Origin of the sequence: Mycobacterium sp. (assembly GCF_002863225.1) — a bacterium.
In the GTDB taxonomy this organism is placed as follows: domain Bacteria; phylum Actinomycetota; class Actinomycetes; order Mycobacteriales; family Mycobacteriaceae; genus Mycobacterium.
Genome location: NZ_PKEK01000100.1, coordinates 48,747 through 74,960, shown reverse-complemented (window position 1 = coordinate 74,960; position 26,214 = coordinate 48,747). Strand labels below are relative to the sequence as shown.

At 65.2% G+C, this 26,214-nt stretch carries 28 protein-coding genes, 4 tRNA genes and 1 pseudogene; 19 read left to right on the top strand and 14 right to left on the bottom strand.

Annotated elements, in window-relative coordinates; translation table 11 throughout:
• Positions 1–23 precede the first annotated feature (23 nt).
• Positions 24–1,069, top strand: a pseudogene (gene zapE / locus CYU59_RS27305) (cell division protein ZapE).
• Here zapE and CYU59_RS27300 read toward each other — a convergent pair.
• The 4 genes from CYU59_RS27300 to CYU59_RS27285 form a co-directional block, all read right to left on the bottom strand.
• Positions 1,045–1,581 carry a GNAT family N-acetyltransferase gene (locus CYU59_RS27300; protein ID WP_293004403.1) on the bottom strand — a complete coding sequence of 179 codons (537 nt, stop codon included), beginning with the start codon at positions 1,579–1,581 and terminating at the stop codon, positions 1,045–1,047. The pseudogene zapE and the gene CYU59_RS27300 overlap by 25 nt on opposite strands.
• Complete coding sequence (locus CYU59_RS27295) at positions 1,569–2,075, bottom strand: hypothetical protein (RefSeq protein WP_293004402.1); 507 nt, start codon at positions 2,073–2,075, stop codon at positions 1,569–1,571. The genes CYU59_RS27300 and CYU59_RS27295 overlap by 13 nt, the downstream gene beginning before the upstream one ends.
• 67 nt (positions 2,076–2,142) lie before the next feature.
• The gene (locus tag CYU59_RS27290; RefSeq protein ID WP_293004401.1) at positions 2,143–2,841 is read right to left on the bottom strand and encodes a Clp protease N-terminal domain-containing protein; all 699 of its coding nucleotides are present in this window, start codon (positions 2,839–2,841) and stop codon (positions 2,143–2,145) included.
• Positions 2,842–2,898: 57 nt separating this feature from the next.
• A complete protein-coding gene (locus CYU59_RS27285) occupies positions 2,899–3,384 on the bottom strand; it encodes a polyketide cyclase (RefSeq protein ID WP_293004400.1) in 486 nt (161 codons plus the stop codon).
• 66 nt (positions 3,385–3,450) lie between these two features.
• Here CYU59_RS27285 and CYU59_RS27280 point away from each other — a divergent pair, with 66 nt between their 5' ends.
• From CYU59_RS27280 to CYU59_RS27265, 4 genes are all read left to right on the top strand, one after another.
• Complete coding sequence (locus tag CYU59_RS27280; RefSeq protein WP_293004399.1) at positions 3,451–3,831, top strand: DUF732 domain-containing protein; 381 nt, start codon at positions 3,451–3,453, stop codon at positions 3,829–3,831.
• A 34-nt stretch (positions 3,832–3,865) separates the two neighbouring features.
• Positions 3,866–4,237: a DUF732 domain-containing protein gene (locus CYU59_RS27275; RefSeq protein ID WP_293004398.1), complete on the top strand. Its 372-nt coding sequence runs from the start codon at positions 3,866–3,868 to the stop codon at positions 4,235–4,237.
• 57 nt (positions 4,238–4,294) lie between these two features.
• Positions 4,295–5,398: an LLM class flavin-dependent oxidoreductase gene (locus CYU59_RS27270; protein WP_293004438.1), complete on the top strand. Its 1,104-nt coding sequence runs from the start codon at positions 4,295–4,297 to the stop codon at positions 5,396–5,398.
• Positions 5,399–5,926: 528 nt separating this feature from the next.
• A complete protein-coding gene (locus CYU59_RS27265; RefSeq protein ID WP_293004397.1) occupies positions 5,927–6,226 on the top strand; it encodes a DUF732 domain-containing protein in 300 nt (99 codons plus the stop codon).
• 4 nt (positions 6,227–6,230) lie between these two features.
• Here CYU59_RS27265 and CYU59_RS27260 read toward each other — a convergent pair whose 3' ends face one another.
• The 4 genes from CYU59_RS27260 to CYU59_RS27245 all read right to left on the bottom strand — a co-directional run bounded on the left by CYU59_RS27260 (position 6,231) and on the right by CYU59_RS27245 (position 10,868).
• Positions 6,231–7,061 (bottom strand): PE-PPE domain-containing protein, encoded by an 831-nt coding sequence (locus CYU59_RS27260; RefSeq protein ID WP_293004396.1) that lies wholly within the window; start codon positions 7,059–7,061, stop codon positions 6,231–6,233.
• A 98-nt stretch (positions 7,062–7,159) separates the two neighbouring features.
• Positions 7,160–7,996: a PE-PPE domain-containing protein gene (locus CYU59_RS27255; RefSeq protein ID WP_293004395.1), complete on the bottom strand. Its 837-nt coding sequence runs from the start codon at positions 7,994–7,996 to the stop codon at positions 7,160–7,162.
• Between the two features lie 432 nt (positions 7,997–8,428).
• Complete coding sequence (locus CYU59_RS27250; RefSeq protein WP_293004394.1) at positions 8,429–9,304, bottom strand: PE-PPE domain-containing protein; 876 nt, start codon at positions 9,302–9,304, stop codon at positions 8,429–8,431.
• 664 nt (positions 9,305–9,968) lie between these two features.
• Positions 9,969–10,868 (bottom strand): PE-PPE domain-containing protein, encoded by a 900-nt coding sequence (locus CYU59_RS27245; protein WP_293004393.1) that lies wholly within the window; start codon positions 10,866–10,868, stop codon positions 9,969–9,971.
• A 403-nt stretch (positions 10,869–11,271) separates the two neighbouring features.
• On the opposite strand from CYU59_RS27245, the gene CYU59_RS27240 reads away from it, so the two are divergent.
• Complete coding sequence (locus tag CYU59_RS27240; protein WP_293004392.1) at positions 11,272–11,544, top strand: hypothetical protein; 273 nt, start codon at positions 11,272–11,274, stop codon at positions 11,542–11,544.
• Positions 11,545–12,272: 728 nt separating this feature from the next.
• On the opposite strand, the gene CYU59_RS27235 is transcribed toward CYU59_RS27240, so the two are convergent.
• From CYU59_RS27235 to CYU59_RS27225, 3 genes are all read right to left on the bottom strand, one after another.
• Positions 12,273–12,347, bottom strand: a tRNA-Val gene (locus CYU59_RS27235).
• Positions 12,348–12,360: 13 nt separating this feature from the next.
• Positions 12,361–12,434 (bottom strand) — tRNA-Cys (locus tag CYU59_RS27230).
• 26 nt (positions 12,435–12,460) lie between these two features.
• Positions 12,461–12,533, bottom strand: a tRNA-Gly gene (locus CYU59_RS27225).
• A gap of 170 nt (positions 12,534–12,703) precedes the next feature.
• Here CYU59_RS27225 and CYU59_RS27220 point away from each other — a divergent pair.
• The 6 genes from CYU59_RS27220 (at position 12,704) to CYU59_RS27195 (ending at position 18,132) form a co-directional block, all read left to right on the top strand.
• Positions 12,704–12,775: transfer RNA gene (locus CYU59_RS27220), tRNA-Val, on the top strand.
• Positions 12,776–12,948: 173 nt separating this feature from the next.
• The gene (locus CYU59_RS27215) at positions 12,949–15,456 is read left to right on the top strand and encodes a SpoIIE family protein phosphatase (RefSeq protein ID WP_293004391.1); all 2,508 of its coding nucleotides are present in this window, start codon (positions 12,949–12,951) and stop codon (positions 15,454–15,456) included.
• Complete coding sequence (locus CYU59_RS27210; RefSeq protein ID WP_293004390.1) at positions 15,456–15,779, top strand: STAS domain-containing protein; 324 nt, start codon at positions 15,456–15,458, stop codon at positions 15,777–15,779. The genes CYU59_RS27215 and CYU59_RS27210 overlap by 1 nt, the downstream gene beginning before the upstream one ends.
• A 180-nt stretch (positions 15,780–15,959) precedes the next feature.
• Complete coding sequence (locus CYU59_RS27205; RefSeq protein ID WP_293004389.1) at positions 15,960–16,415, top strand: lipoprotein LpqH; 456 nt, start codon at positions 15,960–15,962, stop codon at positions 16,413–16,415.
• 80 nt (positions 16,416–16,495) lie between these two features.
• Complete coding sequence (locus tag CYU59_RS27200; RefSeq protein WP_293004388.1) at positions 16,496–17,617, top strand: MAP_0585 family protein; 1,122 nt, start codon at positions 16,496–16,498, stop codon at positions 17,615–17,617.
• Positions 17,618–17,769: 152 nt separating this feature from the next.
• Positions 17,770–18,132, top strand: a complete 363-nt coding sequence (locus tag CYU59_RS27195) for a hypothetical protein (protein WP_293004387.1) — start codon at positions 17,770–17,772, stop codon at positions 18,130–18,132.
• A gap of 88 nt (positions 18,133–18,220) precedes the next feature.
• Here CYU59_RS27195 and CYU59_RS27190 read toward each other — a convergent pair whose 3' ends face one another.
• On the bottom strand, positions 18,221–18,661 hold the full coding sequence (locus CYU59_RS27190; RefSeq protein WP_293004386.1) for an anti-sigma factor antagonist: 441 nt from the start codon (positions 18,659–18,661) through the stop codon (positions 18,221–18,223).
• A gap of 159 nt (positions 18,662–18,820) precedes the next feature.
• Here CYU59_RS27190 and CYU59_RS27185 point away from each other — a divergent pair, with 159 nt between their 5' ends.
• The gene (locus CYU59_RS27185) at positions 18,821–19,159 is read left to right on the top strand and encodes a hypothetical protein (protein ID WP_293004385.1); all 339 of its coding nucleotides are present in this window, start codon (positions 18,821–18,823) and stop codon (positions 19,157–19,159) included.
• On the opposite strand, the gene CYU59_RS27180 is transcribed toward CYU59_RS27185, so the two are convergent.
• A complete protein-coding gene (locus tag CYU59_RS27180) occupies positions 19,156–19,812 on the bottom strand; it encodes a DedA family protein (RefSeq protein ID WP_293004384.1) in 657 nt (218 codons plus the stop codon). The genes CYU59_RS27185 and CYU59_RS27180 overlap by 4 nt on opposite strands.
• A 235-nt stretch (positions 19,813–20,047) precedes the next feature.
• Here CYU59_RS27180 and CYU59_RS27175 point away from each other — a divergent pair, with 235 nt between their 5' ends.
• Both CYU59_RS27175 and CYU59_RS27170 read left to right on the top strand, forming a co-directional pair.
• Positions 20,048–20,473, top strand: coding sequence for a hypothetical protein (locus CYU59_RS27175; RefSeq protein WP_293004383.1), 426 nt, complete (start codon positions 20,048–20,050; stop codon positions 20,471–20,473).
• A gap of 1 nt (position 20,474) precedes the next feature.
• Positions 20,475–21,449, top strand: coding sequence for a nitronate monooxygenase (locus tag CYU59_RS27170; RefSeq protein WP_293004382.1), 975 nt, complete (start codon positions 20,475–20,477; stop codon positions 21,447–21,449).
• On the opposite strand, the gene CYU59_RS27165 is transcribed toward CYU59_RS27170, so the two are convergent.
• Positions 21,431–21,928: a DUF1990 domain-containing protein gene (locus CYU59_RS27165; protein ID WP_293004381.1), complete on the bottom strand. Its 498-nt coding sequence runs from the start codon at positions 21,926–21,928 to the stop codon at positions 21,431–21,433. The two genes, CYU59_RS27170 and CYU59_RS27165, sit on opposite strands and share 19 nt — an antisense overlap.
• Positions 21,929–21,987: 59 nt before the next feature.
• Here CYU59_RS27165 and CYU59_RS27160 point away from each other — a divergent pair, with 59 nt between their 5' ends.
• The 4 genes from CYU59_RS27160 (at position 21,988) to CYU59_RS27145 (ending at position 26,205) form a co-directional block, all read left to right on the top strand.
• Positions 21,988–22,866 (top strand): aldo/keto reductase, encoded by an 879-nt coding sequence (locus CYU59_RS27160; protein WP_293004380.1) that lies wholly within the window; start codon positions 21,988–21,990, stop codon positions 22,864–22,866.
• A 32-nt stretch (positions 22,867–22,898) separates the two neighbouring features.
• The gene (locus CYU59_RS27155) at positions 22,899–23,522 is read left to right on the top strand and encodes a PaaI family thioesterase (protein ID WP_293004379.1); all 624 of its coding nucleotides are present in this window, start codon (positions 22,899–22,901) and stop codon (positions 23,520–23,522) included.
• A gap of 81 nt (positions 23,523–23,603) precedes the next feature.
• Complete coding sequence (thrS, locus tag CYU59_RS27150) at positions 23,604–25,658, top strand: threonine--tRNA ligase (protein WP_293004378.1); 2,055 nt, start codon at positions 23,604–23,606, stop codon at positions 25,656–25,658.
• Positions 25,645–26,205 carry an HIT domain-containing protein gene (locus tag CYU59_RS27145; protein WP_293004377.1) on the top strand — a complete coding sequence of 187 codons (561 nt, stop codon included), beginning with the start codon at positions 25,645–25,647 and terminating at the stop codon, positions 26,203–26,205. Before thrS ends, CYU59_RS27145 begins: the two co-directional genes overlap by 14 nt.
• The last annotated feature ends 9 nt before the right edge of the window (positions 26,206–26,214 follow it).

Sequence of the window (26,214 nt, the reverse complement as noted above, 5' to 3'; positions counted from 1 at the left end):
CAGCACGTCGCTAGGGTGCGGGCATGCACGGGGTTGCTCGGCTGGTCGACCGGCAGCCGACGGTGTCACCGGAGCGGCTGGTTGCTCAGCTGACACCGCCGCCGACGTTCGCGGACGCCAGTTTCGCCAGCTATCACCCGGACCCGTCGGAGTCGACTCAAACGGCCGCTGTCGATGCCTGCCGGCGCTTCTGCGACCGCGCCGCCGAGCGGCGCGGCGGCCGCAAGAAGTTGTTCGGTCGCCGCGAGCGGCTTCCGGGTGTCGGCCTGTATCTCGACGGCGGATTCGGCGTGGGGAAAACGCACCTGCTGGCTGCCGCTTATCGCCGGCTACCCGAAAGTGTGGAACATCCGAAGGCCTTTGCGACGTTCATGGAGCTCACCCAGCTGTCCGGGGTGTTCGGTTTTGCCGAATGCGTGGACCTGCTGGGCGATCACATCCTGCTGTGCATCGACGAATTCGAGCTCGACGATCCGGGCAACACCACGCTGATCTCCCGGCTGCTCTCCCAGCTGGTCGAGCGCGGTGTCTCGGTGGCGGCCACTTCCAACACGTTGCCCGAGCAGCTCGGTGAGGGGCGATTCGCCGCTCAGGACTTCATGCGCGAAATCAGCACGCTGGCAGCAATTTTCGACGTGGTCCGGATCGAAGGACCGACTACCGGCACCGCTCCCTGCCGCCTGCGGCTCCACCGCCGTCCGACGAGGAGGTCGCCGGCCACGCCGTGAGGGTGACTGGCGCAACCCTCGACGACTTCGACGAGCTCTGTGCCCATCTGGCCACCATGCACCCCTCTCGATACCTGTCGCTGATCGACGGAGTGACGGCGGTCTGCCTGACCGGCGTGCACGCAGTCGAGGATCAGAACGTGGCCCTGCGGCTGGTGGCGCTCACCGATCGGCTGTACGACGCCGGCATTCCGGTGTTCGCCTCAGGCGAGGCGCTGGACCGCGTCTTCAGCCCGGAGATGCTGGGCGGCGGCTTCCGTAAGAAATATCTGCGCGCCACCTCGCGGCTGCTGGCGCTCAGTGCCGGCGCCGGCCCTCAACACGGGCGAACCATCACATAGTCGCTCTCGGTGTGGTCGCCCAGCCGAAAAGTCCTGCCGCCGCTGACGGTAAAGCCGCTCTTCGTGTAAAACCGTTGAGCGCGTTGGTTTTTCCGATTGACACCGAGCCATACGCATCCGGCGCTGCGGTCTGATGCCGCGGTCAGTGCGGCGTGCATCAACGCCGCCGCCGCGCCCGAGCCGTGCTGGGCCGCAAGCACGTACATCTTCGAGAGCTCGATCGCGGGCCGGATGCTCACCGCCTGCTGGACGTCGGGGTCGTCGGGCCCACCCTCGATCAGCATGGCGTACCCGGTAATCCGGCCCTCCTCGGCGGTGGTGAAGATCAGCCGCCGCGGGTCGGCGAGGTACTCGGCGAAACGTGTATCGGAGAGTTGGGCGTCGATGAAGGCGGCGATGTCGTTGAGCGCGACCGACGGAGGGCAGGCCAGCGGGAAGGTCTTTGCGGCGACGGCCGCGAGCTCGACAGCGTCGATGGAACCCGGGGTGGCGAGACGAGCTACAGGTTCCACTGTGCGAGGTGGTAGCCCGTCTTCTTGTCCAGCAGAACCACCGTCGAGACCGGATCGCGGTAAGCCTCCCAATAGACACCGCCGCGAACGATGGCACCTGCGGGTGCATTCGTCAGCACCGCGTCGAGTGCGTCGGGGGCGTCCGACGCGCGGGATTTGTACGCGTCGCCGAACGGGGTGACGCCGTCGAAGGTGAAGTCGGTGGCCATCTGGTACGGGTTCGGCATCCGCACCGCGTGGATCGCCACGTCGGCGCGCATCACGGCGCTGTTCGGGAAGCTCTTGACCGGCACGCCGACTCGGTTGTAGCCGAAACCCGGTGGCGGGTCTACCGGTTGCACGCTGCTGACCGTGACGTCGGCGACCATCTTTCCGGTGTCGACCCGCAGCGTGTCACCGAGATGACCGATCGGTGCGTCGCCTGCGGACGCGCGGGGTACCGCGATGAACGTGGCCGCGATGACAGTGATCACGACAACCAGATAGCGGCGCATCTTTCCTCCTCGACGACCATCGCATGATGGCACACCGCGCAGCTCACGTTGTCGGGTTGTACAACCCTCAGGGTTTCGTGCGGGCGGCCAGCGCCTGCAACGCGGCGGCCAGATCTGTCTCGACGCCGGCCCGATGTAGCGGACCGTCACCGTCCTCGAGCTCCAGCAAGGCGAGCAGCAGATGCTCGGTCCCGATGTAGTTGTGGCCCAAGCGAAGTGCTTCGCGGAATGTCAGCTCGAGAACTTTGCGTGCCGAGCCGCTGAACGGGATCAGCGCCGGCATCTTGTCGGCCGCGGGCGGCAGCGTGATGGACGTGCGCAGCGATTCCGGGTCGACGCGCTGGGCCCTTATCAGCTTGGTGACCAGAGCGTCGGGGTCGCTCAACATCCCGAGAATCAGGTGATCGGGCGTGATTTCGTTGTTGCCGGCCTCGTGGGCCGCCTTCTGGGCCTCGATCACGGACTGGCGGGCGCGGGGGGTGAAGCGCTCGAAGCCGCCGTTCGGATCGAGGGTCGTGGTCTCGGCGCGCAGCACGAAGCGCTTCTGGGCGGCCTGCTTGGTCACGCCCATGCTCTTGCCGATGTCGGTCCATGACGCGCCGGACCGCCGCGCCTGGTCCACGAAATGACCGATCAGGTGGTCGGCGACCTCGCCGAGATGCTCGGCCGTCAGCACCGCGTCGCTGAGTTGGTCGAGCACGTCGGTGTGCACGTTCTTGATCGTGTTGATCATCTCGTCGAGGCGGACGGGCTGAACTTGCGCCATGGCGTCAACACTAGGTTGACGGCAGTCGTGCGTCAACCCGGAGTTGACGCGACGAGGTCAGCCCTTCGGGTACCCGCGCCGTACCGTGCGGTCCAGGATGCCCAACGACGCCCGCAGTGCGCCTTCCGAGATGACCGGGAAAATGCCTGCCTCACGCCACTTTTCGTCGATGTCCGACCAGTCGTAGAACGACGTGACGAGCGTGCCGTTGCCCTGCTGGTCGGGTTCGAGCCGGTAGCCGTAGACATGGCCGATCTGCGGGCGGATCTGACCCAGCACCGTCCAGGCGATCAGCTGATCCTTATCGAAATCGCGGATCGTGACGGTGACGTCGTATCTGCCGAGTTCCGGAAAGTCGTTCAGCGCTTCCCGATCCATGTGGACGACAAAACTGTCCCCGGCCGCGGCGACCGCTGTGCCATCGGCGTCCTGCAGCATGCCGGAGGAGTCGATGGCGACGTGACCCTGGGGATCGCAGAGCACGGCGAAGATGTCGGCTGGCGGGGCGCTGATGGTGCGCTGGACTTCGATTCGGTCGGCCATTTGTCCGATCTTGTCAGGGCAGCGCGGTCGATGGGGCGATTCGGTAATCGCGACAAAGGCGTCCGGATGCGCGACGATGTACCGATGACACCTCGGGTGAAGTGGGTGGTGGGGGCTGCCGCGCTGAGTCTGGCCGCGCTGGCGCAGCCCAGCCCGGCCGGCGCCGACCCGGGGCTGGACGCGAGCTTTCTCGATGCGCTCATCAAGGCGGGCATCACCATCAAGAGTGAGAGCGGCGCGATCAAGGCCGGCAAGTCGGCCTGCGGAATGATGGATCAGGGTCGGCCTCAACTCGACGTGGTCGAACTCGTGAGTAGGCAGAACCCGGGTCTGGACACGAACAGAGCCGCGCAGTTCACGGCGATCGCCGAGAGCGCGTACTGCCCACAGCACCTGCACGCCGCCCAACCGTCTGCGCCGAATCCCGCGCTAGCGCCCGCGGGCTGAGTGTCACGACGCCAGCGTGGACGATGATGGATCGATGAGACGTCTGTTCGTCCTGTTCGGCATCGCCGTGGCACTGGGCGGCGCCTCGGTGTCAGCCCATGCCGATCCGAACGTCGATGCAAGTTTTGTCGACGCGCTGACCAAAGCGGGCATCAGTTTCAACGATCCCAAAAATGCGGTCGAAGCGGCCAAGGCGGCCTGCGGCTTGCTCGATCAGGGCAAGTCACAGCTGGAGGTGGTTCAGCTTGTGCTGCAGCAGAATTCGGGAACCAACACCGTCAACGCCGCCAAGTTCACCGCCATCGCCGCCAGTGCTTACTGCCCGCGATACCTCCAGCGGGTGAACGCAGGCCAGCCTCAGCCCGGCACAGACGGGGTGGGAGCATCGGGCGGTGCGCAGCAGTAGGTCGACGACCGTCGGGGGTCAACGGTGAAGGTCGGTTTGGCGGCGCAGGCGCTGCCCATGCGGTTTTCGCCGATGGCGGTGACGCGAAGCAGCTATCTGTCCGCGGTAGCGGCCCGCGCGGATTCGTTCTGGCTCACCGACCACTTGAATTCGTTGTTCCCCCGCTCGATGGCGCAACCGAAATACATCGGTGCGGCACGACTGACGCCCAAGGTCGACGCGAACCTCGAACCGTGGACTGTGCTCGGGCATCTGGCGGCGCGAAATCGGCTGGGGCGCATGCGCCTTGGCATCGGAGTGACCGACACGGGTCGGCGCACCCCGGCGGTCACCGCGCAGGCTGCCGCGACGCTGCACCTGCTGACCAGAGGCAGGGCCATCCTCGGCATCGGTACCGGCGAGCGCGAGGGCAACGAGCCCTACGGAGTCGAGTGGTCACGCCCGGTGGCTCGCTTTGAAGAGGCGTTGGCCACCATCCGGGCGCTGTGGAATTCCGGCGGGCAACTCGTCACGCGTGATTCGCCGTTCTTCCCGCTGCGCAATGCGGTGTTCGACCTGTGGCCGTATCGCGGCCGGTGGCCCGAAATCTGGATCGCCTCGCACGGGCCCCGCATGCTGCGTGCCACCGGGCGCTACGCCGACTCATGGTTTCCCGCAGCGGTGTTCGCGCCCGCGGACTACGCGCGCGGCATGGACGAGGTTCGGACGGCGGCCTCGGATGCCGGACGGGATCCGGCGTCGATCGGCGCCGCGATGATGTTCTTCACGGTGACTGGACGTAGCCGAGGGGAGATCGACGAGGCCTTGGAGTCGACGGCGATGAAGACGTTCGCGCTGAACGCTCCGGCGGAATTGTGGAAGCGGCACGGGGTGTCGCACCCACTCGGCGACGACTTCACCGGTTCTCAGGACATCATCCCGCAGGTCTTCGACGAAGAATCGGTGCTCAGATACACCGCGGACGTTCCACTGTCCTTGCTGAAAGATGCCTGCCTACAGGGAACTCACGACGAGATCGTGGAGCAGCTCGCGGACTGGCGCGATCACGGGCTGAGCTATCCGGTGCTGATGAACCTGAGCACGCTGCAGCCGAGTCTTCGCCGCGGCCTCGCGGCCGGCGGTCCGTTCGCAAAGGTGTTGCGCGGTATCCGGAAGTTGTGAATTAGGCTGCGGCGCCGTCAGATCCCGGCCCAAAACCAACGTTGGCTGCCCTCGTCCCATCTGGGCTGCATTTTCTGAGCCCAGGGCGGCGGGGGAGGCGGCGGTGGTACGTCCACCGGTGCGTACGGCGGTGCATAAGCGGGGCGCACCACGTACCAGTTCGGTGGCGCCGGCTGCGGATGGCACTCGCCGGTCCACGCGTTGCGTGACCAATTCGGATCGCAGCCCGCGGAGCTGATCGCGGACGTGGCCAGGGCCGCCCCCGCCAGCGGCAAGGAGGCAACCGCCAAGGTGCTGGTCAGGCGGCGAAAAAATCGCATGATCGCAGGCCTCTCGGTGAACCCACCGCCCGGTTCCGGGCGTGCCTCAGCTTAGGCGCTCGACGCCGCCGCTTCCTTGGAATCGTCCGCCCGCGGTGAGTTGGGTCACCTTTGCGCTGAATCGGGCAGCTATCGGGGTGGTAGTCGCGTTGGTAGACGGCAACGGCCACTAACGCAGAAACGGTGACCTCGAGACAGCGAGGGTGACATGAGTCGTAACAACAACGCCGGCAGGCAAAGCCTGATCCGCACGTCCCTTCTGGGGGCCGGAGCCGCGATGATCGCAACGCTGACGCTCGCCGCGCCTGCGCAGGCCGCCGCCATCGACTCCCGTTACGACATCTGCGCCGAGCTGCGGAGCGGCACCAGCCTCGCCGCGATCGAGACGACCCTCGAGGCTCGCGGCTATAACGCCACCAACGCCGGCGTCCTGACTGGCACCACGATCCGCCAGCACTGCCCCGACCAGACCGCTAACGCGGTCGCTCAGGCGCAGATCGCGGGTTGACGGCTCAGCCGCTGACTTGCTGGCCCGTCGAGTCGGCCAACTGCTGCGGTGTGGGGATGGGTCGGTCGTAGGCGCTGTCGATGAGCGGTCGCTGTTCGGCGTCGAGGTGATCGGCCTTTGTGCCGTTGCCGAGCATTCGCAGCGCTTTGTTGATCGGGAGATGCTGGGTGGGGATCAGTACGGCGGTGATGTTGCCGCGTCTCGTCGTCACGTTGGCCGCGTCCTCGATGCGGGCGCGGACATAGTCATGAATAGTTGCCGCGCCCAGTTCTGCGTTGTGCATTGCGAGTTCGAAGTGGGGCGAGGCTTTGCGGGTCGGTTTGTCGCTCCATCCGTCATATTCACGGACCACAAGCGTGACCGCGTTGGCGATGTCAGGCGGGATGCCCTGATGACGGGCCACCAGCTCGTCGTTTCGGGCGAATGTGTCGCCCAGTAGGACGAATCGGACGCCGGGCGGTGGTGTGTGTTTCGCCAGATACAGCGAGATCACCTGCGACCCCAGGCTGAAGCCGAGCACGGTGTCGCCTGCCCGCAGCGGCGCCTTGTCGATCGCGGTCACTCCCTCGTCGTTGTGCAAGCCGTCGGCGGGGTAGTGCACTTTGACGCAGGGGCACATCGAGCCGCCCAGCTGACGCTGTGTGACAGACATCGACAGGCCGGCGACACCGTCGAAGTCGAACGGCTCGACCGTGTACGTCGTGCCACTCCTCGCGGCGCCGGCTTTCGACGGCTGGTGTTTGGGTTCCGTCGCGCAGCCTGCGACCAAAACCAGGACCGCGGCCAGCGCCGCGCCGGCGCACGATTGACGACGCTGCACTCCGAACAGCGGCATGGAGACGACGTTACCGAGGGTGCGCCGGCCGAGTGGCGGAAGTATGGAGCTTCACCCCGCACACTCGGCCGTCAGCGCCGCGCCTCAGACTGTCGTCATCACTGCCCGAACCACACGTTGAACAACGCGTCGATCAGCTCGGGCCACGTGAGCGTTGGGATCTCGTGAATAGTCGTCATTCCGTCGACTATCGTTGAGGCCGAGCCGATTTGCTCTTCTGTCAAGCCGAGATAGACCTCGTGAAGGGCGAAGCCCATCAGGATCTCCTGCCAGTTTGAGCCGAGCGTGAACGGCTGCGCCCAGACGTCACCGTCAATGTTGAAAATCTCCGTCGGGTACAGGTTGTCCGGAACGCCCAGCGGGTTCGCGCCGAGCATGATGAACCGTAATGCGTCGTCGGGAACTTTCATGTCGTCGAGATCACGTTGGGCGAGGGCCGCGATCGCGGCGCTCTGCGAATAGGTGAAGATGGTCAGCGGGTCGCTGCAGATGCCCGCGGCGTTGCAGCCCATCTCGCCAGCCTTGTACTGCTCCATGATCGCGTTGACGAGTTCGTCCTTGCCGTCCTGCACGCTCGGGAAGAAGTCGAAGGTCTGCGGCGTCGTCAATGCCGTGAGCGACCCGTTGTCGCCCTCATACCCGTTGGGGAAGATGTACAGCGATGCCGCCGCGTTGATGTAACTCGAAGTCGGCGTCGGCATCCCGGTGGCGCCCAGGATAAGAGCGTTGGTCGAGCCGTCCAGAAAGTCAGAATCGCGCGCCGCAAGCGACGAAACCTCGGCCGAAACATCGGAAGTGCTGCTCGCGCCGAGTAGCCAATCGGTGATGGTGCCAGAGGCAGCGTTCCAGAAGTCGCTGTTGGAATCGGCGCTTGCCGGACTGGCGAGCGCTATGGCGGCGCCACATAACGCCGCGCCGAGAATTGCTTTCTTCATGTTTTCCCCCTCGTATTCATGATCAGAGCGGACGTCGCCAACCCGTCCCCGTTAGGCGGGCAACTGCGCTGTTCTTCCCGGTCGGCTGTTGATGAGAATTTCTCAGCCGCGATTAAGGTATCGCTCAAAGTTTGTGGGGGTTATACGAATGGCGTCAAACGTGAACGCCTTTTTTCGACACATATTGATGCCAATAGAAGGATTTCCGGCGCTTTCGCATGCGCCTATCGGGCCACTGCGAGCTGTCGGATATCTTTTGCCGGTTGCGCAGTCCGGATGTTGGACCCGAGGTTTCAATGGTTCGACATTTTGGCCACGTTGTGGAGCAGGCGGACACGGCCCGGGCGCCGTATAAACGCATCGCTATGGGCGCCCCGGCACCGCCAACGCCTAGGTGAATGTCGACTCGTCCGGCTGGGGCCGCGAGACCACCTAACTAGTCGAGAATGACCCCGCGGCAGCCGCGCTGAGCAGCGCGTCCCAAAGCTCCATCGACGTCAGCGTCGGAATTTCGTGGATTGTTGTCAGGCCTTCCACTGTCGTTGTTGCCGAATCGAGTTCGGCCTGCGTCAAGCCGAGGTAGGCCTCGTGAAGTTCCATTCCGAACACGACGTCCTGCCACGACGTACCCAAGACGCCGGGCTCGGCGTAGGCGTCGCCGTGAATGTTGTAGATCTCGGTCGGGAACAGGTCATTGGGTACGCCGGTGGGATTGGCGCCAAGCATGACGAACCGCAGCGCATCCTCGGGAATCTTGTCGTCGCTGAGCTGCTGTTCGGCCAACGCGGCGACGGCGCTGCTCTGCGAGTAGGTGAAGATGGTCAGCGGATCGCTGCATACGCCCGAGGCGTCACAGCCCATGTCGCCGGCGTTGTACTGCGCCTGAATCGCATCGATGAGAATGGCTTCCCCCTGGGGAACGCTCGTTTGAAAGTCGTTGGTCTCTGGGGTGGTCAGGGCAAGAGTCGTCGCGGCGGTGCCTTCGTACCCATTCGGGTAGAGGTAGAGGTTTTCCGCGTCTGTGATGTAGGCGGAATTCGGTGTCGGAATGCCGGTAGGCCCCAGGATCAGCGCGTGGTCCGAGCTCGCCAGGAAATCGGTGCCGTCGTCGGCGGAAGCGGCGAAGTCGGGCGCGAGGACACTTGCCGCGCTGGATCCGGTCAGGCCGGACATCCAGTCATCGACGGTGTTGGTCAGACTCGAGAGCCAGTCACTGCCGGTGTCGGCGTTGGCACTGCCGGCAAATGTTGCGGCGCCGCCGTAAAGTGTGGCGCCACAGATCGCAGCGCCGAGAATCACTTTTTTCATTGAATCCCCCGTGGTGACGAGGAGACAAAGGGCCGTCCCCTAGGAAATTGTGTCCACCAGCCGAAACCTCTGCTGCGGGAGTCGAAGCAGCAAACCTGGTGCTTATTAAGCTAACCCATATTTCATGCTCAAGTACATATGAATACACATCAAACTCAATTAATTTTCTGGTGTCAAAATGGTTCCGACAAAACGGTTTCACCGCTCTGGCAAATCTTTTTCCCTGTCGGTCGGGTCGCGACGACACGACCGTGATCCCGGAGAAGCGGACCTCGGATCCGCCCAGTTGGACGGTGCGTCTTGGTTTATGGGCGCACGAGACGAAACCGATTGTTCTGCGGTCGGAGGCAGAACATACATTCCGTCACGACAGTGTCGTCCCTGCTCAACGCCGTGCGGTCGCTCAAGCGGCCGTCGAGAAGCGACCACCCGGGTCTGCCGACTCTGCCGCGAGACGTCGCCGATGGGCGTTGGCAACGACCGGCGTCAGCACGCAGGGTCTTGAGACGCCCACCGAAATTGCCCGGAACCAACACGGGTGCTTGGATCAACACGCGACCACGCGATCGGCCTCATTGTGTTTGGCCACGCCACGACGCAACTCTCGCTACCCGATCGGCCCTTTATGCGACGGCCGGGCAAATGAGCGCGGGAATTTCCTGCTCTAGCTGGCCCCTGCCCCGAAGGCACCGATCAGCGCATCCCAGAATGCCCCGCCGGTAAGCGTCGGAATTTCGTGGAGGGTCGTCATGCCGTCGGCAATAGTCGAGGCCGACGCAATTTCGGTCGGCGTCAGCCCGAGGTAAACCTCATGCAAGGCCAACCCGGTCAGCAGGTCCTGCCAGCTTGTGCCCAGCGAGCCCGGTTCGGCCCAGGTGTCACCGTTGATGTCGTAGATCTCGGTGGGGAAGAGGTCGTTGGGAACGCCAAGGGGGTTGGCCCCGAGCATCACAAACCTGAGTGCGTCATCCGGGATCTTGTCGACGGAGAGTTGCTGTTCCGCCAGGGCCGCGATGGCGCTGCTCTGCGAGTACGTGAAAATGGTCAACGGATCACTGCAGATGCCGGCGGCGTTACAGCCCATATCACCGGCGTTGTAGTCGGCAACGATGGTGTTGATCAGAATCTGCTCACCCTGCGACACGCTTGACTCGAAGCTGAATGTCTCCGGCGTGGTCAACGCCAATGCGGAAGCGGCATCGCCGTCGTACCCGTTCGGCTCCAGGTACAGGTTCAACGCGTCACTGACGTAGGCAGCGCTCGGTGTCGATACGCCGGTAGCGCCGAGCACCAGTGCGTGGGTCGAGCCTGACAGGAATTCGGCTCCGTCGTCGCCGCCGGACGGGGCGGGTAACGATCCGTTGCCTGGGTTGAAAAGGTTTTCGAGGTCAATCAAGGCCGTCAACCAGTTGTTGGTGCTGCTGGCTGCACTTACCTCGGAGAACCAATTCTCTATTGCGGTCAACCCGGACCACCAGTCGTTGCTACTGCTGTCGGCATTCGCAGTACCGGAGAATGCCACGGCGAGCCCGCAGAGCGCGGCGCCGAGAAGCGTTTTCTTCATTGGTTCCCCCTATTGTGAAATCGCGTGTGATCCAGCCGAGATGAGTCGCCTAGCGGGTGCCGCTGTTGTCTGAACAAGTCCCCCAAGGTCAGACCGGCATTCTCAGGCTTCGCTTAGTTATAGCTCATTGATGCTTCTTGCATATTGAACTCAAATAAACTTTAAGGATTGTTTTCAGCGCTTTTTGATTCTGTTAGAACCATTCACGGCGTGAAACTAGGGAATTTCCCTGTGTCCGAAACCGCATGGGTCTGCCGTGCTGGAAGAGGGGTCCTGTAAGTCGGACCGTTTCACCGGTTTCGCGTGTCGCAGACCGTGACTATCCGTCTCGCGCTGATTGGCGGGAGATTCTGCTCGAAGGTTGATTTCTCAGCGGGGCATTTCGAGCCCGGCGGAGCTGTGGATGCGCGGCTATGGACGGATGATGCAGGTCCGGATCAACACCGGGCCGGCGATGCAGAGGTACTTCGATGCGCGGGCCGCGTCTGAGCGTCGCGATATTGGGAACGCTTCGCCGCGGGTACACCACGGCATGAGCACACCAGCAGACGGCGCCGACCAGACCGAAGACGACATTCGGCGCACTGAAGAAGTCATCGAGCAAGGGGCCGAACAAGACCAAGAGTTGCCCGCGGAAACCAAGCCCGCCGGGCCACTGCCGGACTTCAACACCTGAGACGGTCTTTCAGGCTAGGCTATCCGTCAAGTAGCACGGCCTGCTGATGGCGATAACGCGTGGCAGACCGTACGCGCGCCCGTAACACCGATTCGCTAGCAGCGCCCACCGTCCGATAGTTATCGAAAATGGTTGTGCGGCAATGGGATTGGCCGGATTCGGCCTGCGGCTGACCGCTGGCTCAGCGCTTGCCGGGCGCGGGCTGTTTCGCAGGGGGTGCCTGTCCGCCTCCTTTGCCGCCGCCGCCCATCGTGTGCTTCCCGTCAGTGCCCGAACCTCCGCCAGGAGCTCCGCCACGATCGGCCGGGCCCGTGCCCGATGAGCAACTGGCGCACGGCTGGTCCGGGTCTGCGTGCGCCGGTGTGAGTGGAGTCGCGATCAAGGCAAACGCGACGGTGGCGGCAATTGCCCGCCTGTTCAGGATTTTCATGTGGCCGACTTTCAGCGTCGTGAGGTGGCTCGTTTGCCGCCTTGCCGAAAGGAAGATCGGGCCCGTTGAGATCGAATAGCCGCGATGGTGCTCACAGAAACAGTCCCTGGCATTCGTTTACGAGCCATTAATAAGACCCGCGTCATTTCCGGCGTGCGGCCAAGGTTGGGCCGCGTCAGTGATACGCCTTGTCGAAGGCGCGGGTTGCCGTCGTGCTTGCGGCTAGGGCCGGATACTTCGGCCGACGTGTCTCGGATAACTAGGCAAGCTACCCACCTAGCTTCAGCTGCAAGAACCGTGGTGCGCGATACTGGGATTGAACCAGTGACCTCTTCCGTGTCAGGGAAGCGCTCTCCCGCTGAGCTAATCGCGCCGGGAAACAAATCTGGAGGTGGAGACGGGAATCGAACCCGTGTGCACGGCTTTGCAGGCCGTTGCCTCACCACTCGGCCACTCCACCGCTGGATTGATGCCTTTGCACCTTCGAGCGGATGACGGGATTCGAACCCGCGACCCTCACCTTGGCAAGGTGATGCGCTACCAACTGCGCTACATCCGCGCGCCACGGACGACATCGTCGCCCGGTGCGAAGCACGACGATAGTCCACCTGAGCGGGACCGCACAAATTCCTCAGTGCCGATGGGCGCGCCGTGATTTGACCGCAGACAGCACGTTCTGCCCAGATGCGGTCCGTGTTAACCTTCGACGTCGTTCGCCTCTCGGTATACGGTCTCGTAGCTCAGTGGAAGAGCGCCCGCCTCACACGCGGGAGGTCGCTGGTTCGAACCCAGCCGGGACCACCGTCAACTGCCAAACCCTGACTCGTCGTCGACCACGCACTTCGGCGGCGTCTGAGGGGAACGCGTTACGAACCAGCCGTCAGCAACCACGGTGACCGGAATTGCCAGGTGATTAGGGTTGGCGAAGATGAATCTCATTGAGATGAGCGCGGCGATCGGGTCGGCGTCAGCCGATGGTTGACCAGACCAGCGAGTTGCGGGCGGCCCAAGACCACATCGAGCAGCTGGTCCAGGCCATCGTGGCGATCGGCTCCGATCTCGATCTGCACGGCACGTTGCAGCGCATCGTCAAAGCCTCGATGGAACTGACCGCTGCTCGGATCGGGGCGCTCGGCATTCTTCGGGCCGAAGGCGGGTTCGGCTCGTTCATCCACGCGGGTCTCGACGCGGATGCCGCGTGCCTGTTCGCCGACCTGCCGGTTGGTGACGGGCTGCGGGTCGACGACATCGCTGCTGATCCGCGGGCCTCGGAGTGGGATCTCGGGGCGCTGTCGGTTCGGACCCTGCTCGCCATTCCCATCACGGTCCGTGGCGCCGAATTCGGCAATTTGTACCTTGCTGACGATCAGCCCGGGCATGCGTTCTCCGACTTCGAGGACCGAGCGGTGCGGGCCCTGGCGTCCGCGTCCGCCGTGGCGATCGACAATGCGCGACTGTTCGAGCGGGAACGCGAAACGGCGAAATGGACAACGGCGAGTCGTGAAATCACCACCGCACTGTTGTCCGGGGACCCGCAGACCGGGCCCTTGCAGCTCATCGTGAACCGCGCACTCGAATTGGCCGGAGCCGAGCAGGCGATTCTCCTAGTCCCGCGCGAGTCCGACGTCCCAGTCGCGGAAATCGACACTCTGGTCGTCGCAGCCGCGGCGGGCCGGTACACCTCCGAGGTCATCGGTCAGCAGGTCCCGATGGATCGCTCGACCACCGGTGGTGTCGCTCGCAGCGGAATCCCGCTGATCACCGACTCGTTCCAGTACCCGATCGAGGGCTTCACCGATGTGGGCGAACGGCCGGCGATCGTCATCCCGCTGATGGCGGACGAGGCGGTGCTCGGCGTCATCGCGGTCGCCCGAAATCCGCAGCAGCCGGCGTTCGGGCCGGACTATCTCGAGCTCGTCAGCGACTTCGCCAGGCACGCCGCAATCGCGTTGGCTCTGGCGGCAGGTCGTGAGCACGCGCTCAACCGACAACTGTCCGAGGCTGACACCGTCGATGACGCACTCCGCGGCGCCACCGAGGAACTGCGCCGCCTGTGGCGGGCGCGTCGCGTGCTCGCGGTGACATTTCCCAGCCAGCGTCAGGCGTCCGAACACTCCGCTGGATACGTCGACATGGTGTCAGTGGGTGAGCCCACCCGTTGGGATGACCTGCCCGATCAGCTGCGGCGAACGCTGGCTTCCTTACGGGACGGTGACCTGCTCAGGCCCTACACCGCAGAGCCCGGAACGGCCGGCATCGCGCTGCAACATCCTGAGGGTGTGCTCGTCGTCTGGATCGACCTGGCCGAGCAGCGCCCGTTCACGCTGGAAGATCAGACGCTGCTGACCATGCAAGCCGGCCGCCTCGGCCAGGGTCTGCAGCGGGTGCACCAATTCGACCAGCAGCGCGAAACCGCGCTGGCGCTGCAGCATGCCATCCTCGGCCCGGCTCATCTTCCACAAGGGTTCGCGGTGCGCTACGAAGCCGCCAGCCGGCCCCTGCAGGTAGGCGGCGACTGGTACGACATCGTCGATCTGGAAGACGGACGCATCGGGTTGATCGTCGGCGACTGCGTCGGGCACGGTCTGGCCGCGGCGACCGTGATGGGCCAGCTACGCAGCGCATGTCGTGCGCTGTTGCTCGAACGGCCAAGTCCCCGTTTGGCTCTCGCAGGTCTGGATCGCTTCGCCGCCCGTCTGCCCGGCGCTCTCTGTACAACGGCCGTGTGCGCAGTGCTGCACCGCGAGAGCGGTGAATTGGTGTACTCGATTGCCGGTCATCCGCCGCCCATCGTGATGCACGCCGACGGCACAACTCAGATCCTCGAGGACGGCCGCACTATTCCCCTCGGAATGCGACCTGACCGGGCCCGGCCGGATGCCCGGATAGTTCTGCCGGCCCGCAGCGTATTGCTCTTCTACACGGACGGCCTGGTCGAGCGTCGAGGCCGCTCCCTGGACGACGGAATCGACCGCGTCTGCTCGCTGCTGCACGACGGCCGCGACGGTGACCTGGAGCAGCTGGCAAATCAGATCATGCACGGGCTCGCACCGAGCGGTGGCTACCAGGACGACGTCGCTCTGCTGATGTATCGAAACCCCGGCCCGCTGGAGATCGAGTTTCCGGCCGACCCCAACCTTCTCGCCGGTGTCCGGGGTGCGTTGCGCGACTGGCTGCGCCGAGCCGCGCTGGACGCGGACCAGATCGATGCGGTGCTCGTCGCGGCCGGAGAGGCCGTGTCCAACGCGATAGAACATGGTCACCGCGACACCCCTGCCGGGTCGATCACGTTGCGGGCGAACGTAACTGCGGCCGAGTTGATTCTCACGATCACCGACACCGGTTCTTGGAAGCCGCCATTGCAGGCAACCAAGTCCTACCGCGGCCGGGGTATCGCGCTCATGCGAGCGTTGATGCAGGACGTTCGCATCGATCCCGAAGCTGACGGCACCACAGTGCATTTGACTGCGAGCATTGTCTGATGTCCGCGACGTTGACTCTCGACACTGCGCGCTCCGCCGACGGAAGTCTCGTGCTGACGGCGGTCGGGGAGATCGATCTGAGCACGGTGGAACCGTTTGCCGAGGCTCTCGGCAGGGCCGTCACCGAGACCACCGGCGGCGGCAAGCTGGTCGTTGATCTCAGCGGCGTGGAATACCTCGACAGCGCCGGCGTCACCGTGCTCTTTCCGCATGCCGAAAAGATCCGCGTCATCGCCCACCCTTTTCTGGTGCGCGTCTTCGACATCAGCGGTTTCACCGACTTGGCAACCGTGGATGCTGCGCCCCGCCGGAGTGGGAGCTGAATCCGTTCTGCGCGCGTTTAACCCCGGCGTTCGCGGGTAGCTACTCATGGCAGCGCAGCGCGCCCCTTGCGTCGCGGCGCTCAGCGTAGGGTTCGAATCAGCAGAGTCATTGCAGGGCAACGCGGCACCGGGGGAGCGACACCCATTCGGGCGCCGATCGCGAAGTGCGGAGGGAATTCAGTGGCAAAGGGCATTGTGGTCGGTCTGGTTGCCGCGGCGGCCGTCGCATCCGGGCTTGTCGGTTGTTCGAGCAACAAGTCGGACAACAACGCAAACGGCGGCGCGCCGGCACCAGGTGGCAACAAGGTCGTGGTCGATGGCCAGGCTCAGAACGTCACCGGTCCGGTCAGTTGCACCCAGGTGAATGGCAACCTCAGCATCGGGATAGGCGATCCGTCGACCGGCGTCGGCGCTGTCGTCAGCAACGCCGACCCGCCCGTTGTGCAGGCGGTCGGACTGGGCAATCTGACCGGCGTCACGCTGGGCTACTCGGCGGGCGCACCGAATCAGGGCAACGCCCAGGCCACCAAGAACGGCAACTCGTACACGGTCAAAGGCACCGCCACCGGTGCGGATCCGGCCAATCCCCAACAGGCGCTGAGCAAGTCGTTCGAGATAGACGCGACGTGCCCCTAGGTCCCGCGCGATCGAGGCAACGGCCTCATGCCGCAGTACGTCAAGCTCGGAAGGAACCGACAGCTATGTATGTGAAGGCAATGGCGGGAGTGGCCTTCGCGGCAGCCCTCGGCTTATCGGAATTGACCATCGGTGCGGGCCTCGCCGATGCTGCGCCGTTCAAGACGGGTCCGGCCTGCATCCACTGCGGCCCGATCGCCCAAGACCCACCCGGAGGTCCGGGTGGGCCCGGCGGCCCCGGCCCCGGGCCTGGTCCTGGGCCCGGTGGTGGCGGCGGTGGGGGTGGTGCCCGCGGCCCCGGTGGACCGGGTGGTGGCGGCCCGGGCGGCCCGGGCGGAGGCGGCCCCGGGAAACCGGGCGGTCCTGGTGGAGCCAACAACGGCCCCGGTGGGCCAGGCGGTGGCGGCCCGGGTGGACCTGGTGGCCCCGGTGTTCCCGGTGGCCAGAACGGGCCCGGAGGACCGAACGGACCAGGTGGTCCCAACGGAGGACGCGGCCCGGGTGGGCCGGGCGGTCCTGGTGGACAGAACGGCCCGGGAGGGCCTAACGGTCCCGGCGGGCCCAACAACGGCCCCGGGGGACCAGGTGGGCCGAACAATGGCCCGGGTGGCCCCGGTGGACAGAACGGACCGGGTGGACGAGGCGGCCCGGGAGGTCCCGGCGGTCCCAACAACGGCCCGGGTGGCCCCGGCGGTGCGAACAACGGCACGGGAGGCCCCGGCGGTCCGAACTACGGTCCGGGTGGGCCTGGCGGTCCCGGTGGACCGAATGGCCCCGGAGGACCTGGCGGGAATGGACGCGGACCCGGTGGACCCGGTGGTCCTCCCTACGTACAGCGTGGGTTCTACGACCGCGGTGGTCCCGACTGGGGTGGCCCGCGGGACGCACCGCATGGCTTCAGTGCGCCCAATCGTGGCGCACCGCCGCCACCGCGGCAAAACGGATTCGGGTGGAACGGCGGGCCTCCGCCGGGAGCGCCACCGCCGAACTGGGACGGGCCGCCGCCTCCAGGGGGGTGGAACGGACCGCCTCCTCCCGGGGGTTGGAACACCCGCTGGAATGGGCCGCCGCGTGACCTCGGTTACGCCCAGCGCGATTTCGGTCGGTTCAACTACAGCGGCTACAACGCGATACCGGTCTTCAACCCGATTTTCGGCGGATGGGGATTCTGGTACTTCGGCATCTGGATTCCGCTGTACTGACCTGAGGTAGACCTCGCCCCGACCGGCGCCTCCCGCCTTCGTCGCCACTGCGGCCAAGGCCGGGGGTCGGTCGGGGCGATCGTCTTCGGCGGGGCTGCGCCACGCGTCGGAAAAGAATGCGTCCGCGGCCATTCCGTTGCAAGATGTCCGGCGTGGCTACCTACCAAGGCAGAGCGCTCGCCGACATCACGCTCAGTGGCATCGCGTTGGCGGAGGCGCTGGAGTTGTTCATTTCCCGGCGCGACCCCGGCCTGGAGAACGTCCAAGTCAAGCGTGCCACCCCGACCGGCGACATCGAGACACGCGTGCAGCCCAACAAGCGTTGGTACGAGGTCGTATTCGAGGTAGACGACAACCCCGACGACGAGGAAGACGAAGACCCGGACACCTTCGAGGCGCGTAAGAAGGCCGAGGCCAAAGCTCGGGCGGCCGAGAAGGCGCGGGTCAAGGACTGGCCGCCGCGCAACCAGGGGCTGTTCCCGCCGAGCGAAGTATGGCCGGAAACCAATCAGTGACGCGGCTGAGGGTGTAGCCCTATCTATCGACGCGCGAGTTCAGGGATACCGCAGACCAGTCGCTTAGGTGCCGACTCCCGACGCGTGGTCAGCCGGCGAGCACGAAGGTGGACAGCGCGGCATCTACGCTCGCGTCCACCCACAGCAGGTCGCTCAGGCCGCAAGCCCGCACGATCCGTGCGACGACCGGCTGGTTGCTCACCAGGTGCACCTCGACGCCACGCTCCCGCGCACGCTCGGCCTCTTCGGCAAGGGCCGCGTAGGCACAGCAGCCCATGAAGTCCAAGCCGCTGGTGTCGATCACGAGAGGGCCGGGAGATGTCGCCGCTGCGGACGCTTCGCCCAACAGACGACGCCAGGTGCTGTCATTCGATGCATCCAGCTCGCCGCCGGCGCTCACGATGACAGCCGGGCCGTACCGCTCGGTGGTTGCGCGCAGTGTGCTGCGCGCTTGAGCCAGTTCTGAAATCAGACGGCCACTCAGGATCAACGGGTGGAAAGATGGGTCGGCTATCGCAAATGTGCTCATGGCGCTCCTGATCCATCGGCGCTCAGCGCCAAGATAATGGATGCCCGCCCTAGGAAGCTTAAGACCGACGTCAGTTAGTAGATATATCGTTTATAACAGAAACGCATCGGTTATGTCCATCCGCAGCTGTCTAAGAATTGAATGTGGATATTCAACCCGATGAAACTTTTTAGCGAACATTTCGTCGATAAACGGGCACCGGAAAACTTCAAGATCAAGGCGGTCGAGTCAACCGTCATGACGACGGCGAAGTGCCAAAAGAGCCTGTTGGCAGCATATTTCGCGGCATCGACGCTGCGCGGCGCAGGCGCGCTCAGCACGCCGTCGCCGGGGTGCGCGCTGGGCGGTTGGGTTGTAGCAAACATCGAGAATCTGCCGCCGATAAATTCGACAGAATTTCGCTCGATTTCGGCAAAAAGAGGCGGCTTTTTGCTAGGGCCCTGTTCTACGCCGGTGAAAAGCGCGGCCGCCGAGGGGCTTTCCGTCGATCGCGGCTAAGCGGAGGCGGGATCGGATTGGTCGGCGTTTTCGGCTTCAAGATCAGCGATCGCGCGAGATGTGCGGTCGCGCAGCACTATTGCGGCGATCACTCCGACCACCACGGCGACGAGCAATGCGATCCAGGAAAACCGTGACAGCCAGCGCTCGGCGGCCACTCCCGCGTAATACACCAGCGCAGTCGTGCCGCCCGCCCAGCACAGCGCGCCGGAGACGTTGGCGAGCAGGAACCGCGCGTAGCGCATCTTCAGCGCCCCGGCCAACGGCCCGGCGAAAATGCGCAGCAGTGCGATGAATCGCCCGAAAAACACCGCGCGGGCTCCCCACCGATCAAACAGGCGCTCGGCGTACAGGACATGCCCGGGACCGAAATGTTTCGGGAAACGGCGACCCAACCGGTCGAACAGCGGCAGACCCAGGCGGCGGCCGATGGCGTAGCCGACCGAATCACCGAGCACGGCCCCGACCACCGCGGCTGCGCCCACCCCGATGGGATTGACCGCCAATTCGTGCCGCGAAGACAGCAATGCAGCGCTGACCAGAACGATTTCTCCGGGCAGCGGGATGCCGAGACTTTCCACACCGACCACGGCGCCGACCATGCCGTAAACCGCGAGTGGGGCGACCGACTGCAGGAGGGCGTCCACCGTCATGGCTAAAGAATGCACGACGTTCGCCCGCCGCGGGGTGGCGACCGGGCCGATCGGCCGCCGGGTGAATCTGCGGCCGGATCCGGGTACAAGACCTTCCGTCCGGGGTCGGCGCGGTAACGTCGCGCACGGATACGACCGGTGAGGAACTCGTGGTGTCAAAGCCGAAAACGCGGCCCGCTGCGGTTCAGGCCACTGGAAGTGTCGATGACATTGAGCACCAACACGATTCGGTGAGATGAGACTCGCGGAAGCGGTGGCCGTCGCGGTCGCCTTCGTCTGGTTGGGCATGGTGTTGGCGATCTCGTTTCTGGAAGCGCCACTGAAATTTCGTGCACCGCACGTCACGCTGCAGATCGGGCTGGGCATCGGCCGGCTCGTATTCCGCGCGCTCAACGCCGTGGAAGTCGCCCTCGCGATCGTGGTTGCGGCCGCCATCGTCGCCGGCCGGCCGTCTGCCGGTGTCACGGTCGCACTGGTGACCGCGATCGCAGTGTTGGTCGTGCAGATCGCGCTGGTGCGGCCCCGGCTGACCCGTCGTTCCGAGCAGGTGCTGGCCGGCCTCGACGCACCCCGTTCACGCGGGCATCTGGTCTACATCGGCCTCGAGGCCGCGAAATCGATCGCCTTGCTCGCGGGCGGGGTTCTCCTACTATGGCGCTGAGATGACGAATCCCGGTTCACTGTCGACACCCTGGTCCATCGCGATGGGTCTTCGGGTCCCCATCGTCAACGCGCCGATGGGCGGCGTCGCCGGTGGGCGATTGGCCGCCGGGGTGAGCGCGGCCGGCGGCCTGGGCATGGTCGGCATGGGCACGGCCGGGTCGACATCGTCCTTGCATGCCGAATTGCCGCATGTGACCGGCAGATTCGGGATAGGCCTGGTGGACTGGGTGATGCGCAAAGAGGCCGGACTCTTCGACGCCGCACTGGCCGCCCGGCCGATATTGATCTCGGTCAGCTTCGGCACCGATCTGTCCTGGGTCGGCCGTGTCCACGAAGCCGGGATTGCCGCTGCGACACAGGTTTACAACAGCGACGAAGCCCGTCGGGCGCAGGACGCCGGCATCGATGTGGTGGTGGCGCGCGGCTGCGAGGGCGGTGGCCACGGGGAAGCGTCGATCGGCACGCTGCCGCTGCTCGACGCGGTGCTGGACGCCGTGTCGGTGCCCGTGCTCGCGGCGGGCGGCATCGCGTCGGCGCGCAGCCTCGCCGCGGTTCTCGCCGCCGGGGCCAGCGGAGCCTGGCTGGGCACCTGTCTGTCGGCTTCGGCCGAAGCGCTCATCACCGACGCCGGGCGCCGAGCCCTGCTGGCGGCCAAGGAAACGGACACCGCCAGCACGCGGGTCTACGACGTCGTCCGGCACCTGCCGTGGGCGGAGCGCTTTCCTTCACGCGTGCTGCGCAACGACTTCGTCGCGCGCTGGACCGGTCGCGAGGACGCCCTGGCCGTGGATGCCGCGGCGGAGGCCGAACTCGTCGATGCGATCGCCGCTGACGACCGCCGAATCGCCGCCGTGGATGCGGGCCAGGGGGTAGGGATGGTCACCGACGCGGCTCCGGTGGGGGAGGTCATCGACCGGCTGTGCACCGGTGCGCACACGTTGCTCGCGGGTTGGGGTCAGACGGCCCGCACGTAGCGCTTGTTCATCACGCGCTGCATCAGCGAGGTGAACGGCCCGCCGGCCTTGCTCCACCAGGTTCCCGGTCGGGAGAAGGCCGAGACTTCGGCGAACACCGCCGAGGTGACGGGGTCGTGGCGCACCAGGAACAGTTCCTCGCCGATCTCGGGATGTCCCGGCAACGTGCCGTAGGCGAAGCCGCGCCGGTGTGGCTCGTCGACGACATAGACGACCCGGCACGGCGCCTTGAAGAAACCGATTTTCACCACGACCACCGTGCCGGCAGTGATGAGCTCGCTACTCGGCTGAACTTTGAGCCCGGAGCCACGCTGCATGCCCCAGTGCATGACGGACTCGGCCGCCTCTTCGAAGCGAAGCTGACCCATGCCGATGTGGGCCGAGTAGCCGATGTGCTTGTAGCCCGGGGGGAACGGACCGGCCGTCGCGCCCACTTCCGGGTAGGTGTACGGCAACTGTGCGATCGTGTGCAAATCCACCGGCCCAGCTTGCCACGGGCGGATGGCCGCATTGTGCGGGCTGGCGTACGGTCGTCGAGGTGACTTCCCAAGCCCCCGCCCAAGCATCCGGAACCTTCACTCTCGGCGGCGATCTCACGATCAACCGCCTCGGTTACGGCGCGATGCGCCTGACCGGCAAGGGAGTGTGGGGCCCGCCCGAAGACCGTGACGAAGCAGTACGGGTGCTGCGGCGTGCGGCGGAACTCGGGGTCAACTTCATCGACACCGCCAACTCCTACGGTCCCTACTTCGCCGAGGAGATCATCCGCGAAGCGCTGCACCCCTATGACGGGCTGGTCATCGCGACCAAAGCCGGGCTGCTGCGCACCGGTCCCGACGTATGGGTTCCGTTGGGCTTCCCGGCTTACCTGCGTCAGGAAGTGGAGCTGAGCCTGCGTCGGCTCGGCGTCGACACCATCGACCTGTTCCAGCTGCACCGCATCGACGACAAGTTTCCGCTGGAGGACCAGATCGGTGAGCTGAGCAAGCTGCAGACCGAGGGCAAGATCCGCCACATCGGGCTGTCGGAGGTCAGCGTCGACCAGCTGGCCGCCGCCCAGGTGATCGCCCCGATCGTGTCGGTGCAGAACCTGTACAACCTGAACACCCGCAAATCCGAAGCACTCCTCGACGAGGCGACCAAGCAGGGCATCGGGTTCATCCCGTGGTTCCCGCTGGCCGCCGGCCCACTGGCAGCGCCGGACGGTCCGCTGGCAAAGCTCGGCGCCGAGCACGGCCACGCGAAGCCCTCACAGCTCGCGTTGGCCTGGCTGCTGAAGCGCTCACCGGTGGTGCTGCCGATTCCCGGCACGTCGAGCGTGGAGCACCTCGAGGAGAACGTGGCTGCCGCCGAGATCGAGCTCAGCGACGACGAGTTCGAGAGGTTGAGCGAGCTCGGCAAGCAGGACGCCGGCTAAAGGGAGCCGCTGCCGGGCAATACGGTGGTCTGGTGGCATCCAGAGACGCGTGGCACCCCGGCGGCGGATTCAACCCACCCGACCCCAGCGCCAAGGGCGGTCCGGACTACGGCAGGTTCATCGCCGGAGTCCGCGCGTTGCAGGATCACGCCCGCGCGGTCGACGCGCCGGACGAGGTGATCACCGAAGCCGCCGATCTGCTGGACAAGCTGTCCGAGCTGCTCACCCCGTTCGACACCGACGAGTGGCAGTCGCCGTCAGGCCGCCGGATGGACCTACCGGTCCGCGGGAACATCTTGACCATCCCGATGTCGGCCCACAAGACCGACGACGGCCGGATCGAGGGGTGGGCGCGATTCGCGCGGTTTCACCTGGGCCGCAACGGAGCCGTGCACGGCGGCTCGATCGGCATGCTGTTCGACACCGTGCTGGGCCTGACGTCGTCGATACTCACCGGTGGACCCCGGCAACGCACCGCCTACTTACACGTCAACTACCGCCAGATCGTGCCGATCGAAAAGAAGCTGCAGATCGAGGCGGGCGTCGAGCGGATGGAGGGTCGCAAAATCTTCGTCTCCGGCCGGCTCCTGGACGGCGACACCGTGCTGACCGACGCCGAAGCCTTGTTCGTTCTGCTCAAACCGGGCCAGCCCTAAGGCTGCAACCCTCGGGTGATAATCGCCCCGATAGCATGGGCGGGTCCATCGGAAGCCCGAAAAGTCACGGAGACCGCGTCGATGACCGCCCTCGCTCACACCGCGCCAGCAGCCCCGATCCGGGTGGCTGCCGGCACGACGGCGGCGGCCGCGGTCCGCGAAGCCGGACTTCCGGGGCGCGGCGCCGCCGACGCGATCGTGGTGGTGCGCGACGCCGACGGCAAACTGCGCGACCTGAGCTGGACTCCCGACGCCGACGCCGACGTCGTGCCGGTCGCGGCCGACACCGAAGACGGGCGCAGTGTGATCCGGCATTCCGCCGCACACGTCTTGGCGCAGGCCGTCCAAGATCTGTTCCCGCACGCCAAGCTCGGCATCGGACCGCCCATCGCCGACGGCTTCTACTACGACTTCGCCGTCGAAGAGCCGTTCACGCCCGAGGATCTGGACAAGCTCGAGAAGCGGATGCGCCAGATCGTCAAGGAGGGTCAGCTTTTCGACCGGCGGGTGTACGAGTCCAAAGACCAGGCCCGTAACGAGCTGTCCGCTGAGCCGTTCAAACTCGAACTCGTCGACGACAAATCCGGCGACCCTGACGTCATGGAGGTGGGTGGTGACGAACTCACCGCCTACGACAACCTGAATCCGCGTACCCGCGAACGGGTTTGGGGCGACCTGTGCCGCGGCCCGCACATCCCCACCACCAAGCACATTCCGGCGTTCAAGCTCACCCGCAGCTCGGCCGCCTACTGGCGGGGCGACCAGAACAACGCCAGCCTGCAACGCATCTACGGGACGGCCTGGGAATCGCAGGAGGCGCTCGACCGTCACCTCGAGTTACTGGAAGAGGCGCAGAAGCGCGACCACCGCAAGCTCGGTGTCGAGCTCGACCTGTTCAGCTTTCCCGACGAAATCGGTTCGGGTCTGGCGGTTTTCCATCCCAAGGGTGGCATCATCCGCCGCGAGCTGGAGGAGTACTCCCGGCGCAAGCACGAGCAGGCCGGCTACGAGTTCGTCAACACCCCGCACATCACCAAAGAGCAGTTGTACGTCACGTCGGGCCACCTCGAGTGGTACGCCGACGGCATGTACCCGCCGATGCATCTGGACGCCGAATTCAACGAAGACGGCACCGTGCGCAAACCCGGCCAGGATTACTACCTCAAGCCGATGAACTGCCCGATGCATCACCTGATCTATCGGTCGCGGGGACGCTCGTATCGCGAACTCCCGCTGCGGCTTTTCGAATTCGGCAGCGTTTACCGCTACGAGAAGTCCGGCGTCATCCACGGCCTGACCCGGGTGCGGGGCATGACCCAGGACGACGCGCACATCTACTGCACCCGTGAGCAGATGCGTGACGAGCTGACCTCGGTGTTGCGGTTCGTGCTCGATCTGCTGGCCGACTACGGGCTCAACGACTACTACCTGGAGCTGTCCACCAAGGACCCTGACAAGTACGTCGGCTCCGACGAGGTGTGGGAGGAAGCGACCGAAATCCTGCGTGAGGTCGGCGAGGCGTCCGGTCTGCAACTGGTGCCCGATCCCGGCGGCGCCGCTTTCTACGGCCCCAAGATCTCCGTGCAGGTCAAGGACGCGCTGGGCCGCGGTTGGCAGATGTCGACGTTGCAGGTCGACTTCAACATGCCTGACCGGTTCGAGCTGGAATACACCGCCGCCGACGGTTCACGGCAACGGCCGGTGCTGATTCACCGGGCGCTGTTCGGGTCGATCGAGCGGTTCTTCGGCATCCTCACCGAGCACTACGCCGGGGCGTTCCCGGCCTGGCTTGCGCCGGTCCAGGTGGTCGGCATTCCCGTCGCTGACGGCCACGTACCGTACCTGAAAGACGTTGCGGCGCAGCTCAAGTCCAGCGGTATCCGGGCCGAGGTGGACGCCAGCGACGACCGGATGGCGAAGAAGATCGTCAACCACACCAACCAGCGGGTGCCGTTCATGCTGCTGGCCGGCGACCGCGACGTCGAAGCCGGCGCGGTCAGTTTCCGGTTCGGTGATCGCACACAGATCAACGGTGTGCCCCGGGACGAAGCGGTGGCCGTCATCAAGCAGTGGATCGACGCACGTGAAAACGACGTGCCCACAGCGGATCTGGTCAAGGTGAGTGCTCGTGACTGAGGACGACTCGAGTCTCGTCGACCGGGGCGCCGGCGAAGCGGACCACCTGCAGCGGTTGTGGACGCCGTACCGGATGAGCTACCTGGCCGAGGGTCCACTCAAGCAGGACAACGGCAACAAGGAACAGCCCTTCACCGACATCCCGCAGCTGTCCGACGAAGACGGTCTGGTGGTGGCGCGTGGCGAGCTGGTCTACGCCGTGCTGAACCTGTATCCATACAACCCCGGCCACCTGATGGTGGTGCCGTACCGCCGGCTCTCCGAACTCGAGGATCTGACCGAGCCGGAAAGCAGCGAGCTGATGGCGTTCATTCAGAAGGCGATTCGCGTCATCAAAACCGTCTCGCGCCCACACGGATTCAACGTCGGAGTCAATCTCGGCCACTCGGCGGGCGGCTCGCTGGCCGAGCACCTGCACGTGCATGTGGTGCCGCGGTGGGGCGGCGATGCCAACTTCATCACGATCATCGGCGACTCCAAAGTGATTCCGCAGTTGCTGCGTGACACCCGCCAACTACTCGCCGCCGAGTGGATTCGGCAATCATGAGTGAGCATC